At 71.6% G+C, this 14,401-nt stretch carries 11 protein-coding genes; 3 read left to right on the top strand and 8 right to left on the bottom strand.

Going from position 1 to position 14,401, the window contains the following annotated elements:
• Nucleotides 1–61: 61 nt before the first annotated feature.
• The gene (locus ABD329_RS09265) at nt 62–1,378 is read left to right on the top strand and encodes a S1 family peptidase (protein ID WP_309142825.1); all 1,317 of its coding nucleotides are present in this window, start codon (nt 62–64) and stop codon (nt 1,376–1,378) included.
• Here ABD329_RS09265 and ABD329_RS09260 read toward each other — a convergent pair.
• The 7 genes from ABD329_RS09260 to ABD329_RS09230 form a co-directional block, all read right to left on the bottom strand.
• Nucleotides 1,357–2,382: an SMP-30/gluconolactonase/LRE family protein gene (locus ABD329_RS09260; protein ID WP_198279325.1), complete on the bottom strand. Its 1,026-nt coding sequence runs from the start codon at nt 2,380–2,382 to the stop codon at nt 1,357–1,359. The genes ABD329_RS09265 and ABD329_RS09260 overlap by 22 nt on opposite strands.
• A 4-nt stretch (nt 2,383–2,386) precedes the next feature.
• Nucleotides 2,387–3,031 (bottom strand): diguanylate cyclase, encoded by a 645-nt coding sequence (locus ABD329_RS09255; RefSeq protein WP_198279326.1) that lies wholly within the window; start codon nt 3,029–3,031, stop codon nt 2,387–2,389.
• A gap of 140 nt (nt 3,032–3,171) precedes the next feature.
• On the bottom strand, nt 3,172–6,288 hold the full coding sequence (locus ABD329_RS09250) for a glycoside hydrolase family 2 TIM barrel-domain containing protein (protein WP_344316212.1): 3,117 nt from the start codon (nt 6,286–6,288) through the stop codon (nt 3,172–3,174).
• Between the two features lie 180 nt (nt 6,289–6,468).
• On the bottom strand, nt 6,469–7,164 hold the full coding sequence (locus ABD329_RS09245; RefSeq protein ID WP_198279815.1) for an HAD family hydrolase: 696 nt from the start codon (nt 7,162–7,164) through the stop codon (nt 6,469–6,471).
• Between the two features lie 92 nt (nt 7,165–7,256).
• A complete protein-coding gene (locus ABD329_RS09240) occupies nt 7,257–7,502 on the bottom strand; it encodes a hypothetical protein (protein ID WP_138912926.1) in 246 nt (81 codons plus the stop codon).
• 75 nt (nt 7,503–7,577) lie between these two features.
• Complete coding sequence (locus ABD329_RS09235) at nt 7,578–8,774, bottom strand: cation diffusion facilitator family transporter (RefSeq protein ID WP_246618837.1); 1,197 nt, start codon at nt 8,772–8,774, stop codon at nt 7,578–7,580.
• A 179-nt stretch (nt 8,775–8,953) separates the two neighbouring features.
• Nucleotides 8,954–9,553 carry a hypothetical protein gene (locus ABD329_RS09230; protein WP_198279816.1) on the bottom strand — a complete coding sequence of 200 codons (600 nt, stop codon included), beginning with the start codon at nt 9,551–9,553 and terminating at the stop codon, nt 8,954–8,956.
• A gap of 188 nt (nt 9,554–9,741) precedes the next feature.
• Here ABD329_RS09230 and ABD329_RS09225 point away from each other — a divergent pair, with 188 nt between their 5' ends.
• Nucleotides 9,742–11,712 (top strand): APC family permease, encoded by a 1,971-nt coding sequence (locus ABD329_RS09225; protein WP_198279817.1) that lies wholly within the window; start codon nt 9,742–9,744, stop codon nt 11,710–11,712.
• 71 nt (nt 11,713–11,783) lie between these two features.
• Here the strand turns inward: ABD329_RS09225 and ABD329_RS09220 are convergent, their stop codons facing one another.
• Nucleotides 11,784–13,121, bottom strand: coding sequence for a radical SAM protein (locus ABD329_RS09220; RefSeq protein WP_198279818.1), 1,338 nt, complete (start codon nt 13,119–13,121; stop codon nt 11,784–11,786).
• A 175-nt stretch (nt 13,122–13,296) separates the two neighbouring features.
• Between ABD329_RS09220 and ABD329_RS09215 the strand changes: the two genes are divergently transcribed.
• Nucleotides 13,297–14,400 (top strand): NAD(+)/NADH kinase, encoded by a 1,104-nt coding sequence (locus tag ABD329_RS09215; RefSeq protein ID WP_198279304.1) that lies wholly within the window; start codon nt 13,297–13,299, stop codon nt 14,398–14,400.
• The last annotated feature ends 1 nt before the right edge of the window (nt 14,401 follow it).

Genomic DNA, 14,401 nt, shown 5'->3' with positions numbered 1-14,401 from the left:
TGAGCGGGTGGGCCTTCGCCGTCCGAGGCCCCCGGCTGGATCGACGTAAGGAGACAGGGTGGTGAAGCACATGCGGCGCGGCGTGCGCCGGGTCGTGCGGTTCGCGGCTGTCGGGGCACTGGTCTGTGGCGGGGTGATGGTCTCTCAGGCCGGGCCGGGCGGATCGGCCCACGGGACGACCGGAGGCGACGGTACGAGAGCCCTGAGCGCGGACCGGACGGACGATGTGGGCGGTCGGCTGGTGTCCGCGCTCGGCGCCTCCCGTACGGCGGGCAACTGGATCGGGGCCGACGGCCGCCCGGTGGTCGCGGTGACGGACGACACGGCGGCGGACGAGGTCAGCCGGGCCGGGGCCACCGCCAAACGGGTGCGCTACAGCATGGCGGACCTGGACACCGCGACCGAGAAGCTGCGCTCGGCGCCCCGGGTGGCGGGCACCGCCTGGATGGTGGACCCCAAGTCCAACCAGGTGGTGCTGGTCGGCGACAGCACCGTCTCCACCGCCCGCTGGTCGAAGATGAAGGACCTCGCCGCGCAGGTGGGCGGCGAGGTGCGCGCGCAGCGGACGGAGGGCTCCTTCACCACCAGGACCGCCGGTGCCTCGCCCATGTTCACCAACGGCAGCCGCTGCTCGGCCGGTTTCAACGTCACCAACGGCCAGACCGGTTTCATCCTGACGGCGGGACACTGCGGCCCCAATGGCACCCCCTGGTTCACCGACGGCACCGGCTCCACCCGGATCGGCACCACGGTCCAGAGCAGCTTCCCCGGCAATGACTTCTCGCTGATCCGCTACGACAACGCCTCGCTCGACCAGAAGAGCGTGGTCAACGTCGGTGGCGGCCAGACGGTGCGGGTCACCGGTGTGGCCGATCCGGTCGTGGGTCAGGAGGTGTTCCGCAGCGGCAGCACCACCGGGCTGCGCTCGGGCAAGGTGACCGGGCTCAACGCCACGGTCAACTACCCCGAGGGCACGGTCACCGGGCTCGTCCAGACCACCGTGTGCGCCGAGCCCGGCGACAGCGGGGGGCCGCTCTTCGCCCAGGGCGTGGCGCTCGGCGTCACCTCCGGCGGCAGCGGCGACTGCGACCGGGGCGGGGTGACCTTCTTCCAGCCCGTGACCAAGGCGCTGACCGCGCTCGGGGTGTCCATCCCGGGCGCCAAGACCCAGAGCCCCAACCCGGCCATCGCCTCCGGCTCCTCCGGGAGCCCGGGGGTCGACGACGGCGTCTCGACACTCGACGACGTCGTGGCGTACGCCCAGAACTTCGGGCCCGGTCTGGTGGTCATCGTGGTGGGGTTCGTGGGGCTGCTGTCCACGCTGACCATCCGGCCCCGGCGGCGCCGCTACCGCGGCTACTCCACCGGCTGGGGGTGAGAGCCTGTGGCCTCCCGGGGCGGTGGCAGCGGGCAGACCGCGATGCCCCGCTCGAGGAGGCTGCCCATGACGAGGAGGCCGCCGAGCGCGCACACGCTCGTGGCCATCCGGTACGGGGTCCGGCGCCGCACCAGATGGCGGACCACCCGGTTGTCGGGGCCGATCGCCAGGGCGCGCACCGTGCGCCGCGGGCTGGGGCGGAGCCGGGTGGCGACGGGCACCGCCGCCCTTCTGAGCGCGGCGGGCGCGCGGTGCAGCAGATCGAGGGCGGGCTCCCGTGGCGCGGCTATGGCCACCCAGATGACACCGTCGGGGCCACGGGTGAGATTGTCCGGGAAGCCCGGCAGATCGCGCAGGAGAAGGTCCCGTGTCCCCGCCCGGCGGCCGGTCAGCCACAGCCGGCTGATCCGGTAGGCGCCGCTCTCGACCACGGCCACATACGACTCGTCGGCGGCGAGGGCGACCCCGTTGGCGAACCGCAGCCCGTCCAGCACCATCTCAGGTCGGCCACCCGGCCGCAGCCGGAGCAGCTGCCCGGTGGCGGTGTTCTCCAGGATGTCGCCGAGCCAGTCCTCCAGGCCGTGGCGGCGGCTGGACACGGTGAAGTACACCGTGCCGTCGTCCGCCGTGGCGACGTTGCTACAGAAGCGCAGCGGCCTGCCGTTCACCTCGTCGGCCACCACCCGTACGGACCCGTCGTCCGGCCCGACCCGCAGCAGCCCGCGCCGCGCGTCGCACACCAGCAGCCCGCCGTCGGGGCAGGGGACGAGCCCCAGCGGCCGGCCACCGGTGTGCGCGAGCACCTCGGAGCGGACGAGTTCATGGTCCGGCGACAGCGTCAGCCGCCGGACCGCCCCGTCCGCGGTCCCGGTGAGGATCCGGCCCTCCGCGTCGACGGCGACGTGTTCCGGCCCGTGCGCCTCCGGCGCCAGGACCCGTGGACACGGCAGCGGTTCGGCCGGTACGCGGGACCGTGTCCGCGTACCGGCTCGCTCGTGCGGCATGGGCTCACACCGCCTTACGGGCCTTGGCGGCCCTGAGGCACCGGCGCATCTCCTCGGCGTAGGGCAGCACCACACACGCGCCGATGCCGAGCCCGATGGCCGCCAGATAGCGCGCGGGCAGCGGATTGTCCTTCGGCAGCAGCTTCCAGTCCTCCGGCCGGTCCCCGCCGCGCAGCGCCGCGCGGACCTGGTCCCAGTGCAGACAGCAGGTGAACGCCATCGCCGACAGCGGCAGGACCTCCAGGAAGCTGTGGATGTGCTGCTCCACCGGGCGCACCTCGCGCTCCCCGGTGGCCAGGCTCACATCCCACAGCGCCGTGGCGCCGTGGGCGGCGGCCGCTCCGCCCATCACCGACAGCACCAGCGGATTGACCCGGGCCAGCAGCCCCATCGCGACGGGGACACCGGCCTCCGTCATCATCAGGGCGTGGATCGCCGACTCCTTCGTGCCCGACGTGTCCTCGATCCTGGTCCGGCGGTGCATGAGCCAGTCCGCCACCGCCGGGACGAACCACAGCGGCATCACCCCGTACATCAGGAACCGCCGGTTGGCGTCCTCGACGTCCACGGCGTTGCGCGGCACCTCCAGATCGCGTGGCCGTCGCCACCGCCGCCAGGCACGGGTCACCGGGCTACGGGAAAGAGTCATCTCGCCTCCAGCACGACGTCGGAGAAGTCGGGTGCCCTCTTCGTATCGCGGACAAACGACCGCGGGAGGCTTCCACCCGTCCGGCGTGGCGCGGCTCGGCGTGCTCGGCGGGTGACGCGGCGGGGCACCCGCCCGCCCGCTCAGCCGTCGCCGGCCTCGAGGGCGACGATGCGCTGGGCGCCGTTCGCCGCGCCCGGATGACGGCTGGTGAGGTCCAGCCGCAGCCGTGCGGTGCGCACCGGGTCGAAGGTGATGACGGTCGGGGTGTCGGAGTCGGTGGCCCAGGTGATGGACGCCCCGCGCACCGGGACGTAGGCGTGGCCGTTCCACGCGGACACCTCGATCGAGGCGGGCAGGGTGTGCTTGGCGTCCACGGTGATGGACACCTCGACGCGGCGCAGCCGCCGCCTCCCGCTCCAGGTCACCGAGACCCAGTCGGCCTTCCGGGCGCCGTCGAAGGCGGGGAGCAGCGCCGTCGCGGGCTTGTGGAAGGCGTTGGACCAGCCGGTGGCCGGATCGCCGTCCAGCATGGCCGAGGGCAGCGTCGTCGGCGCGCCCGAATAGCTGGCGTCGGCCAGCGGGTGGTGGGGAGTGCCGGGGCCGGGGTCGGGTGTGACCGGTGTGGGGCGGGTGACCGGTTCCGATGGCCCGCCGGTGGCGCGGACGGTGGCGGTGGCGGTGCGCAGCCCCGCCGAGCGGGCGGTGATGGTCAGCGGCCCGGCCTCGGTGCCGGCGCGGACGATGGCCAGGGCCTTGCCGTGGAAGGCGGTACGGGTGCTCGCCTGGTAGCGCTCGGCGCTCTCCTGGCGGCCGTTGTCGACCCCGGCCAGGGAGCCTCCGGTGACCTTGAAGGCGATCAGATGGCCGGCGTCCGGTACCACCACACCGTCGGCGTCGACGACTTCGGCGGTCACGAAGCACAGCGAGCGGCCGTCGGCGTGGACGGTCTCTCGGTCGGGGGTGAGCCGTACGGCGTGCGGGCGACCCGCCGTGCGCAGCACATCGGTGGCCACCACCCGGCCACCGCGCCGGGCCACGGCCTTCAACTCGCCCGGTGCGAACGGCACCTTCCAGGTGAGGTGGAGCTTTCCGGCGCTGCCGCCCGGGCTGGTGTAGCTGCCGGGGTAGGGGCCGGAGGTGACGGTCTTGTCGTCGCCTGTCGGCTCGGTGGTCTCCAGGTAGGTACGGCCGTCCGTGGTCTTCTTGGTGTCGAACTCACGGACGCCCAGCGACCGGCCGCCCAGGAACAGCTCCACCGTGGCGACGTTGGAGTAGGCCCACACCTCCACCGTCTCGCCCGGCCGGTGGCCGGTCCAGTCCATGGGGACCAGATGGACCATCGGTTCGCTCGTCCACTGGCTCTTGAAGAGGTGGTACATGTCCTTGGGGAAGCCCGCGGTGTCCACGGCGCCGAAGAACGACGCCTTCACCGGGAACACGTCGTACGGCGTGGGCTCGCCGATGTAGTCGATGCCCGACCACAGGAACTGCCCGGCGAAGAACCTCCGGTCCCGGTCCTTCTTCAGCCCGTACTCGCCGCTCATCGTCCAGGAGGCGAGGTTGTTGTCGTAAGAGGAGGTCTGGCGCCTGCCGGGGGTGTGGTTCTCGCCCGTGTTGAGGTGCTCGGGCTCCTGGTAGGCGCCGCGGGTGGAGGTCTCCGAGGAGGACTCGGACTCGAAGAGGAACAGATGCGGATAACGGGCGTGCAGGGCGTCCACCGAGGCGGCGGTGTTGTAGTTCAGGCCGAGCCCGTCCAGTTTGGCGAGCATCAGATCGGCGGGGGAGCCCTCGGCGGGCAGCGCGCGGTACTTGTCCGAGCCGATCACCACCGGCCGGGTGTCATCGGCCGCGCGCACGGCGTCGATGAGCCGCTGGGCCATCCCCAGCCCCGGGGCGCTGGTGGAGTCGGGGATCTCATTGCCGATGGACCACATGACGACGGCGGGGGAGTTGCGGGCGGCGCGCACCATCTCGGTGATGTCCGCATCGCAGTACTCGTCGAAGAAGCGCCCGTAGTCATAGGTGTTCTTGCCGGTGCGCCAGCAGTCGAACGCCTCCACCAGCATCACGATGCCGAGCCGCTCGCAGACCTCGATCAGCTCCGGCGCGGGCGGATTGTGCGAGGTGCGCAGGGCGTTGACGCCCATGCTCTTCATGATGGTCAGCTGGCGCAGCACGGCGTCGGCGTTGACGGCGGCGCCGAGCGCGCCCAGGTCGTGGTGGAGATCGACGCCCTGGAGCTTGGCGTACCGGCCGTTCAGCGAGAATCCGTGGTCGGGGTCGAAGGTGGCGTGGCGGAGCCCGAAGGGGGTGCGGTACCGGTCGGTGGTCTCCTGGCCGACCCGTAGTTCGGTCTCCAGGACATAGCGCCGCGGAGTGTCGAACGACCACAGCCGCGGCCGGTCGATCCGCAGCTCCTGGGTGGCGGTACGGGTCTCACCCGCCCCGACGGTGAGGGTGGAGTGTGTCTGGACCACCAGGTGCCCCTCGGGGTCCTTGACCGTGGACACCACGGTCACCGGCTTCCGGCCGTCCGACTCGTTGACCACGAGGGTCCGCGCCCGCACCGTGGCATGCCCGGCGCGCAGGGTGGTGGCCAGGCCGGGGGTGGTGATGTACGTGCCCCAGCGGGCCACATGGACCGGGTCGGTGACCACGAGCCGGGCGTGGCGGTAGATGCCGCTGCCGGAGTACCAGCGGCTGCTGGGAAGCCGGTTGCGCACCTTGACGGCGAGGACGTTGGGCGTGGCGCCGTCGGTGTGGGCCACCTCGGTGAGGTCGAGGGCGAAGCCGGTGTATCCGTAGGGGTGCTCGCCCAGGAGCCGACCGTTGCAGTACACGGACGAGTCCATGTACACGCCGTCGAATTCGACGGAGATCCGCTTGCCCTCGAGGGCGCGCGGCAGGGTGAAGCTGGTGCGGTACCAGCCGAGACCGCCGGGCAGGAAGCCGGTGCCACCGCTGGTGCCGTGGTCGGTGGTGGGGGTGAGCTCGATGCTCCAGTCGTGCGGGACCGCGACCTCGCGCCAGGCCGAGTCGTCGTACGCCGGTTCGTGGGCGTGTCCGTACCCGCCGGTCGGGTCGGTGATGCCGCCGGGGTTGACGAGGGCGAAGCGCCAGCCGTCCGTGAGCGGGATGCTCCGGCCTCCCATGGCGCGGGACGCGGTGGCGGACTGGGCGGGAGCGGCCGTGACAAGTGCCCCGGCCATCGGGGCGGCGGTGCCTGCGATCAGTAACGATCTGCGAGTGACCGCCATCGCGATCCCCTTCTCTTCGGTTGTGTGGTGTGCAAGGGCTTGGGTGGCACCAGGGTCGTTGACCGACCACAGTTGACCGACCACAACAGCCCTTTGCGCAACAGATTCTGACAGTTTCCAACAGGGAACTGTCAAGGGTCCCGCAGAGGGCTGGGGGCTGGGGAGACAGCGGGCTGGGGCTCAGTGCCCCAGCGCGCTGCTGTCGAGGTGGCGGAGCAGATCCGCGGGATCGCGGTAGATCTCGTCCGCACCGGCATCCAACAGCATCTCGGGGGGAATGCCGCCGGACTGGAGCGCGATACAGCGCACCCCGGCCTTCACGCACGCCACGACGTCCCACACGGTGTCACCGACGAAGACCGCGTCCCGGGCCGACACCCCGGCCTGCTTCAGGGCCTGCTCGACGGGGTCCGGCGCGGGCTTGCCCTCCTCGACGTCGTCCGAGCTGAGCACGGTCGCGATGGCCTCGTCGGCGCCGATCGTGGCGCGCATCGCGGCCAGTTCGTCCTTCGAGGCGGAGCTGGCCAGGACCAGGTACCAGCCGCGGTCGGCAAGGGTGCGCAGCAGCTCCGAGGCGCCGTCGAGGGCGGGCAGCCGGGCGAAGTACTCCGCGTACAGGGTCTTGTGGGCGGTGCTGATCCGCTGGTCCCCCGACCTGTCCCGGTCCTCCGGCAGCAGACGGTCCATGAGCTTGTCGGAGCTCATGCCGATGGTGTGGTGGATCTCCCGCATGCCCACCGTGTGCCCCGCCTGCCGCATCGCCTCCCACCAGGCGACAGTGTGCAGATAGTTGGTGTCCACGAGCGTGCCGTCCACATCGAACAGCGCGGCCCGGCGGCCACGGGCGTCCTGCTCCGAGGTGCGTTCGCTGCTCATCGTGTCTGCCCTCCCGGGAGAGTCGTACGAACGACGAGGTGGCCCCCACCCGCGGCGGGGACCACCTCGTCGGAAAGGGGACTGGCCGGCACTCAGTAGTCGTAGTGGTGGTGGTGCCGGTGATGGTCGGGCTCCTCGACCACCGGAGGTGCCACCGCGCCCGGCTCGACGACGCGCCGGCGCTTGTAGACGCTCACATACGCGCATGTGCCGATGATCCCGACTGCCATCAGAATCAGGCCGACCAGGTGGACGTTGAAGCCGTTGGCGTTCCAGTCGGTGGCGAAGGTGAGAATCCCTCCCACCGCGATCATCAAAATGCAACCGCCGAGGCCCATCAGTTCTGCCTCCGTACATGAGTTCGCTGTTGTGGGCTGGTCGTCACCGAGTACCCAGGCCCGCCGGAGCCAATCTCACGCCTCGCCGTCCTCGCGCTCCACGGCCGCCACCGTCTCCTCCAGCGCCTGGCGGTCCGCATGCGCCTTCGCCCGGTCCTTGGCCGAGGCGTCGGTGACATCGAGGAAGATCTGGTCGGCATGCGGCCAGAGCTCCGCCATCGCCGTCTTGACGCGCACCAGGACCTCCTCGACCTCCTCGCTGTCATGACCGGGGACGAGATCGACCCGGGCCGCCACCAGCGTCGAGTCATTGCCCAGACGCATCGTCAGCAGCGTGGTCACGGTGTCGATCTCCGGCTGCGACTCGAGGAACCGGCGGAGCTCCCGGCGCTGGACCGGGTCGATCGCCTCACCGATGAGCCGCCCGCGCGACTCCCTGGCCAGCCGGTAGGCCACATAGACCAGCAGCGCCCCGATCAGGAAGGAGGCCGTGGCCTCGTAGACCACCTGGCCGGTGATCATGTGCAGCCACATGCCGAGCAGGGCGAACACCACGCCGAGGCAGGCGGTGGAGTCCTCGGCCAGAACGGTGCGCAGCGTGGGGTCGTCCCCCCTGCGCAGCTCGGTCGCCATGGAGCGGCCCGCTTCCCGGGCGTGCCCGCGCACCTGGACCAGCGCCCGGACCAGGGACGAGCCCTCGGCGATGAGCGCCACGCCCAGGACCCCGAGGCCCACCAGATAGCCGCTGTGGTCCTCGGAGCTGCCGGCGCTCAGCGCCTCGGCGCCCTGGAAGAAGGAGAAGCAGCCGCCCATGACGAAGATGCCGACAGCGGCCAGCAGCGCCCAGAAGTAGCGCTCCTTGCCGTAGCCGAACGGGTGCTGGTCGTCGGGGGCCCGTCTGCTGCGTTTGAGTGAGGCGAGCAGGAACACCTCGTTGAGGCTGTCCGCGACCGAGTGAGCGGCCTCCGAGAGCAGCGCGGGGGAGCCGGCGAAGATCCCGCCGACGGCCTTGGCCAGCGCGATCACCAGATTGGCGCCGAGGGCGACGAAGACGGTGACGGCGGTGCGTGCGTCCTTGCCCTGCCGCGCGCCGGACCGGTCCGACCCGTGGCCGCTGTCCGGTGCGTGGTCTGTGTCCAGCGCTTCCGGCGCGTCCTGCGCGTCTTGGGCGCCCGGTGCGGGCGAGGTCTCCGGCGGGTCCGGCGTATGCGGTGTATGCGGCGTACGCGGTGTTCCGTACCGGTCGGAGGAGTGTGTGGTGGAACGGCTCATCGGCGGGAAACTCCGTAGGCGGGAAGTCCGTGCCGTCCTGATGGCCCTCTCCGCCGGGGCGGCCGGACGGCCTGTCCCCTTCGCGTGTGTCCCGATGTCGGGAACTCAATCGTGACACGCCCGCCCGAGGGAGCGCGCCCCGCCGGATCCATCCGGTCCACGGGGCGCGCTCGGATGGGTCAGCCCGCCGGGGCGTTCGGGGACGCGGGCACCTTCGGCAGGGCGCTGAAGATGTCGAGCCCCATGGCGGCGGCGATCAGCAGACCGATCACGCCCAGCGCCACCGCTCCCCAGGCCACCGCGGTCACCCAGGGTGCCCCGGCCGTGACGGGCCGCCGCTGCCGCAGCAGCACCACGGCGGCGATCACCACAGCGACCAGCGCAAACAACCCGTTGACGAGGGCCGTGGTGTGCCACGGAGTGCCGTACACCGCGGAGATCTGATCGGCGGCCGACCCGGATTGGGCCTTGATCTGGCCGGTCAGCTGCTTGCGCTCCTGGAGCATGGTGCCGAGCCAGGTGCCGGAGAGCGAGGCGAGCCCGAGGCCCGCGGCGACGACCGAGGCGGCGCCGGGGAGGACACCCGGTGTGGTGGCCGGGGGAGGGGTCACGATGTCGTCGTCGGGGCCCGATGCGTCCAGCGAGTCCGGGGTCTCCTTCGGGTCCGGGGTTTCCTGCTGGTCCGAAACAGCGTTCGGGACACCCTCCGCCGTGGCTTCCTCGGCTTCTGCGGGCTGCGCTGCGGTGTCGGTCGGTTGGTCGGTCTTGGTGGTGTCCATGTGCCGCAACCGTAGGGACCGAAGATGAAAACTCACTGAGAAAGCGATGTAGAGAGCGATGTCCTTCGGCCGGCGGCACCGGCCGGGTGGTGGCCGGCCGCGCCGCATACGCTGATCGAAGGGGCTCATCGATGGTCGGGGACCCCTCTCGCCGTAGACCCCCTCTCGCCGTACGACGGGAGCACCCCGTGGTCTCCTCCACCTCTGGCGGCGCCGCCTCCGACGGCGGGGCACGGCACCGGCTGCGCGCATGGCTGCTGGAGGGCCTGACCGACATCGCCAAGCGCCAGCCCGGCCCGCACGCCGAGCCGGAGGGCGTACACCGGGGCCAGCGGTGGTGGCGGGTGATGTGCCTGACCGGTCTGGACTACTTCTCCACCCTCGGCTACCAGCCCGGTATCGCCGCCCTGGCGGCCGGGCTGCTCTCCCCGCTGGCCACCGTGGTGCTGGTGGTGGTGACCCTGGCGGGCGCGCTGCCGGTGTACCGCAGAGTGGCCGCGGAGAGCCCGCACGGCCAGGGCTCGATCGCGATGCTGGAGCGGCTGCTGACCTTCTGGAAGGGCAAGCTGTTCGTCCTCACCCTGCTGGGCTTCGCGGCCACCGACTTCCTCATCACCATCACCCTCTCCGCCGCCGACGCCACCGCCCACCTGGTGGAGAACCCGCATTTCACCGCGGTCCTGCACGGCCATGAGGTGGCTGTCACCCTGATCCTGGTGGGAATGCTCGGCGCGGTGTTCCTCAAGGGGTTCACCGAGGCCATCGGGATCGCGGTGGCGCTGGTCGCCGCCTATCTGCTGCTCAACGCCGTCGTGGTGGCGGTCGGGCTGTGGCATGTGTGCACCGCGCCCCACGTCGTCCCCGACTGGTCCCAGGCGCTGGTCGCCGAGCGCGGCAGCCCCCTGGTGATGGTCGGCGTGGCGTTGGTGATCTTCCCGAAGCTGGCCCTCGGCCTGTCCGGGTTCGAGACGGGCGTGGCCGTCATGCCGCATATCGAGGGCAAGCCGGGCGACACCGAGGAGCGCCCCGCCGGACGCGTCCAGGGCGCCCGGAAGCTGCTGACCACCGCCGCGGTGATCATGAGCGTCTTCCTCATCACCTCCAGCTTCGTCACGACCCTGCTGATCCCGCAGCGGGCGTTCGAACCGGGTGGTCAGGCCAATGGGCGCGCCCTGGCCTATCTCGCCCATGAGTACCTGGGCTCGGCGTTCGGCAGCGTCTACGACGCATCCACCATCGCCATCCTCTGGTTCGCCGGCGCCTCGGCCATGGCCGGACTGCTCAATCTGATGCCCCGCTATCTGCCGCGCTACGGCATGGCACCCCACTGGGCGCGCGCGGTCCGCCCCATGGTGCTGGTGTTCATCGCCATCGCGTTCCTGGTGACCTGGCTCTTCAGGGCGGATGTGGACGCCCAGGGCGGCGCCTACGCCACCGGAGTGCTCGTGCTCATCACCTCGGCCGCCATCGCGGTCACCATCGCCGCCCGGCGCGCCCGGCAGCGCGGCTGGACCATCGGCTTCGGAGTGATCTCGCTGATCTTCCTGTACACCACCGCGGTCAACGTCATCGAACGGCCCGACGGCGTCAAGATCGGCGCCTGTTTCATCGCGGGCATCATGGCCGTATCGCTGCTGTCCCGGGTGGCGCGGGCGTTCGAGCTACGGGTCACCAGCGTCACGTTCGACGCCCTGGCCGAGCGATTCGTCCGCGACACCGCCCACCGCAGGATCCGCTTCATCGCCAACAAACCGGAACGCCGCGACCTGGCCGAATACCGCGAGAAGCAGCACCAGATCCGGGCGGACAACGACATCCCGCCCGAGGACGACATCATCTTCGTCGAGGTCACGGTGGCCGACCCGTCCGAGTTCGAGAGCGAGCTGCGGGTGTGCGGCGAGGTGGTGCACGGCCGCTACCGCGTGCTGACCCTCCAGAGCGCCACCATCCCCAACGCGCTGGCGGCGCTGCTGCTGCGGGTGCGGGACCTGACCGGGCAGCGCCCGCACATCTACTTCGAGTGGACGGAGGGCCATCCGCTGGCCCACTTCCTGCGCTTCTTCCTCTTCGGCCAGGGCGAGGTCGCCCCCGTCACCCGTGAGGTGCTCCGCGAGGCCGAGCCCGACCGCGGCCGCCGCCCCCACGTCCACGTCGGCTGAACGGGTCCCGTCGAGTGAACGGGCCCCGCCGGGCCTGGGGCGGCCGCCACATCAGGGCGCCGTAGGGCCGGTCAGGGCGCCACCGGCTCCGGGTCCGGGTCCACGGCGGGCAGGCTGTCCATGAACGAGCTCACCGAGAACACCGCACGCCCCGGCCCCGGCGGGCCGTATCCGGGCGGCGAGGACAGCCCGAAGTCCTCGAGCGTGGCCCGGTAGGTCTCCAGCAGCCGGATGTGGTACTCCAGCGGGGCGCCCTGCGGATTCTCCTTGCCCAGTGGTGTCGTCGGCTCGGGGCACCAGGTGGTGAACCGGGGGACGATCCCGTGCGACATGAAGAAGCGCAGCCCCTCGGCGGTGGAGTCGATCGCCTCGACCACCGACGCGAAGCCGAGCGGCTGGGCCATCTCCACGCCCGCCACGAAGTTGGGGATCACGTTCCGGGCCCCGAACACCTCGGCCGAGTCCAGGATCCGGCGGTGCCACTCGTCCCGGCCGATGTAGCGCTCCTTGCCCGGGCAGTACAGCTCGAACAGCCGCCGGTCCCACACCTCGAAGTTGGGGTGGTAGATCCGCACCCCGTAGTCGTGGAACCGCTGGACATCCGCCTTGGGCAGCGCCTGCGCCACCACCTTGCCGATCCACCGGCCCGGGAAGCGCTCCTCGATGGCCTTCGCGTACTGGCCGTAGAAGTCGGCCTCGTCGCGGCCGCCCACATGCGAGGTGATGGCGCCGCCGGTGAGGGTGTACGCCTGCGAGGCGCGGGCGGTGTCATGGCGGTCGATGATCTCCAGCGCCTCCAGCACCTCCTCGACCGGCTTCACCCCGGTGTACGGGCGGCCCGCCGCCTTGTGCTGACGCCAGTTGTGGTTGATGTCGCAGTACTGGCACTCCTCCTTGGCGCCGAAGTACTGGCACACCCGGAAGACCGTCAGATAGACCAGATAGCCCCACTGGATGGTCGGCGCGACCTCCATCACCGACTTGCCGTTCGACAGGGTGTGGCGGTAGTAGTCCGGCATCGGCGGCAGCCCCACGTCGGCGATGCGCGCACCGTCCAGATACAGCCCGAGCGCACCGTCCTCCCCGGCCCGGACCACATACGGCGACGCGGGGTTGACGCGGACGGACACCACGGTGCGGCGCAGGTCGTACGGCCCGCCGGTGAGCACGATCTCCTCGGGCGGCCGGTTGAGGGCAGCGGCGCCCAGCTCCGGCAGGGTGCGGTGGTCGAACGAGAAGATGAAGTACGACTTCGGCTTGACGTCGCCGTCCTCGTTGCCGCTGAGCGCGGACTCGTCGAAGGCCATGCCGCCGCGCAGCAGGTCCTCCTTGAGCACGGCCTCCGGGGGCACCTGGGGGAAACGCCCCATCAGCCCCTCGACCAGCGCGGTTCGCCTCTCACTCGCCATCTGTTGCACCATCCCCCTGGCTCCGTACGGATGCGGTGTGGTTCCCACGCGGGTCTCTGTGCCGCTGAACACCATAGATCAGGGCGGATGTGCGACTCCAGGGCGCCCGCCCCGGGCCCGCCCCCTGTCCGCCCGATGGGCGCTCCGGGGCCGGCCGACCTACGGTGGAAGGGCCATGGCTGTCAACCGGCTCGGCATGGTCGTCCACCAGGCCCGCCCCACCGCCGTCGCGGCGGCCCGCACCGCCCGCGCATGGGCCGCCGCGCATGGCATCTCCTGCTTCGAGCTGGACGTCTGGCGCGGCGACCAGCCCCGGCGCAGCGCCCAGGAGGAGTCGGCGGCCGCCGGCCACCCCGATCTGATCGTCACCTTCGGCGGCGACGGCACCTTTCTGCGCGGCGCCCGGCTCGCCGCCAGGAACGGGGCCGCGGCGCTGGGCGTGAACGTGGGACGGGTCGGCTTCCTCACCGAGATCAGGGTCGACCAGGTGGAGGACGCGCTCAACGCCGTCCACGAGGGCCGGGCCACGATCGAGGAGCGCATGCTGCTCACCCTGCGGGCGTCCCGGCCGCTGGAGATGCCCGAGGGCATGGAGGCGCTGCTGCGGTACGGGCGCGGCCCCGTACCGCCCCCGCCCAAGGTCCGCCCCGGCTGCGCCCCCGAGGAGGCGGGCTGGGGCATCCCACTGGACGTCAACGCCGTCAACGACGTGGTCTTCGAAAAGCTCGCCCGCGACCGCCAGGCCGGTCTTGGCGTGTATGTGTCCGCGCAGCTGCTCGCCTCGTACTCGGCCGACGCGATCATCGTGGCCACCCCGACCGGCTCCACCGCCTACAGCTTCGCCGCCGGCGGGCCGGTGGTCTCCCCGTACCTGGACGCGGTGGTCTTCACCCCGGTCGCCCCGCACATCGCCTTCGACCGCACCGTGGTGGCCGCGGTGGACGAACCCGTCGCCGTACGGGTGCTGCCGACCTCGGGGCAGGTGGCGGTCAGCCTCGACGGGCAGCTGCGCGGGGTGCTGAACCCGGGTGACTGGGTGGCGGCCTACCGGGCGCCGGTCCGGCTGCGGCTGGTACGGCTCGCGCCGACGCAGTTCTACCACCGGCTGCGGGACCGCTTCCGGCTGGCCGACTCGCCCGCCGCCGACGCGGCCCCGCCGTTCTACCGCCCCAGCGCCCCGATCCCGCCGGACCTCGCGCATCTGCGGTTCCCCCCGGTGCCCGACGAGCCACCGGAACCGGCGCCCGAATCGAGACCGGGGCCGGACGGCCGGCGCTGAA

Origin of the sequence: Streptomyces javensis (assembly GCF_039525925.1) — a bacterium.
Taxonomy (GTDB): domain Bacteria; phylum Actinomycetota; class Actinomycetes; order Streptomycetales; family Streptomycetaceae; genus Streptomyces; species Streptomyces asiaticus.
The sequence above is the reverse complement of the archived record's forward strand: the minus strand, read 5'-3'. Positions and strand labels throughout refer to the sequence as shown.

Bases quoted from the DNA above. Each gene is read 5' to 3' on its own strand.
- ABD329_RS09260 (WP_198279325.1), bottom strand. From the start codon at position 2,382: ATGCCGCACGAGCGAGCCGGTACGCGGACACGGTCCCGCGTACCGGCC.
- ABD329_RS09255 (WP_198279326.1), bottom strand. From the start codon at position 3,031: ATGACTCTTTCCCGTAGCCCGGTGACCCGTGCCTGGCGGCGGTGGCGA.
- ABD329_RS09250 (WP_344316212.1), bottom strand. From the start codon at position 6,288: ATGGCGGTCACTCGCAGATCGTTACTGATCGCAGGCACCGCCGCCCCG.
- ABD329_RS09245 (WP_198279815.1), bottom strand. From the start codon at position 7,164: ATGAGCAGCGAACGCACCTCGGAGCAGGACGCCCGTGGCCGCCGGGCC.
- ABD329_RS09240 (WP_138912926.1), bottom strand. From the start codon at position 7,502: ATGGGCCTCGGCGGTTGCATTTTGATGATCGCGGTGGGAGGGATTCTC.
- ABD329_RS09235 (WP_246618837.1), bottom strand. From the start codon at position 8,774: ATGAGCCGTTCCACCACACACTCCTCCGACCGGTACGGAACACCGCGT.
- ABD329_RS09230 (WP_198279816.1), bottom strand. From the start codon at position 9,553: ATGGACACCACCAAGACCGACCAACCGACCGACACCGCAGCGCAGCCC.
- ABD329_RS09220 (WP_198279818.1), bottom strand. From the start codon at position 13,121: ATGGCGAGTGAGAGGCGAACCGCGCTGGTCGAGGGGCTGATGGGGCGT.
- ABD329_RS09215 (WP_198279304.1), top strand. From the start codon at position 13,297: ATGGCTGTCAACCGGCTCGGCATGGTCGTCCACCAGGCCCGCCCCACC.